Origin of the sequence: Pseudoalteromonas sp. McH1-7, assembly GCF_013366255.1 — a bacterium.
GTDB classification, from domain to species: domain Bacteria; phylum Pseudomonadota; class Gammaproteobacteria; order Enterobacterales; family Alteromonadaceae; genus Pseudoalteromonas; species Pseudoalteromonas peptidolytica.
In genome coordinates, this window is record NZ_JABWPQ010000059.1 from 1 (window position 1) to 1,066 (window position 1,066).

1 protein-coding gene is annotated in these 1,066 nt (G+C 46.5%); it reads left to right on the plus strand.

The annotated features are described in order from the left end of the window. The first annotated feature begins 71 nt into the window (after positions 1-71). Entirely contained in the window at positions 72-1,031 is a 960-nt protein-coding gene (locus HUZ36_RS21610) for an IS30 family transposase (RefSeq protein WP_147391502.1), read from the plus strand. Positions 1,032-1,066: the final 35 nt, after the last annotated feature.

Below are 1,066 nucleotides of genomic sequence, written 5' to 3' on the forward strand. Positions count from 1 at the left end.
TTAATCGGTGAGGAGAGATCAACTGCCTGTTGGTGGTACTCTGTAATCGCCAAAAAACAAGAGTAGTTACCATGAGTTACAAGCAGTTGATCGAAGGACAAAGATACCAGATAGAGGCATACTTACGCGAGGGTTTTAGTTACCGGGAAATTGGAAAGCGGCTGAGTGTTAGCCACAGCACGATAAGCCGCGAAGTTCGGCGCAATAGAATTCGGGATAATCATTATCTACCAGAGGTCGCCCACGCTAAGACGATAAAGCGCCGATGTCAGGCAGCGAAGTATAATATTTCAGGGCTGACTGTCACATTCGTAGAGTTCGGGTTGAGTCAAAAATGGAGTCCTGAACAGATCGCAGGCGTGGGTAAAATGATTGGTTACGCTGTTAGCCATGAGTGGATTTACGGTTTTGTGCGGCGTGATAAATTACGTGGTGGCAAGCTGTTTAAGCAGTTGCGCCATGGTCACCGCAAATATCGAAAAGGTAGTCGAGCCAAGCGAGTCATAATTCCGAATCGCGTAGGCATTGAACATCGGCCAGCCATCGTCGATACGAAAAAGCGATTTGGTGACTGGGAAGCTGATACCGTTTTAGGCAAGCAAGGGACAGGCGCGATTGTCAGCCTAGTTGAACGTAAAAGTAAGCTATACCTACTCCGTAAAGTGCCAGCAAAGAGTGCAATTGATGTTAGTCGAGCAATGATAGGAATGCTGTGGCGGTATCGCGGCCAAGTCCGAACCATCACTGCGGACAATGGAAGTGAATTCTGTGATCACGAACGGGTTGCAGAGAAGTTGAAAACAGATATTTACTTCGCTAATCCATACTCATCATGGGAGCGTGGGCTGAATGAAAATTTCAACGGGCTGCTGCGCCAGTACATCAAGAAAGGTACAGATTTACGGACTGTAACGGACAAGCAGATTGCTGATATTGAACGGGCATTAAATGCCAGACCGAGAAAGTGTTTAGGGTATAAACAGCCTGCTGTTGTATTCAATAAATTACGCAAAGTACGTAAAGCAGCTTAATTTAGCGAGTGGTGCACTTCGGAGTTGAATTCGCG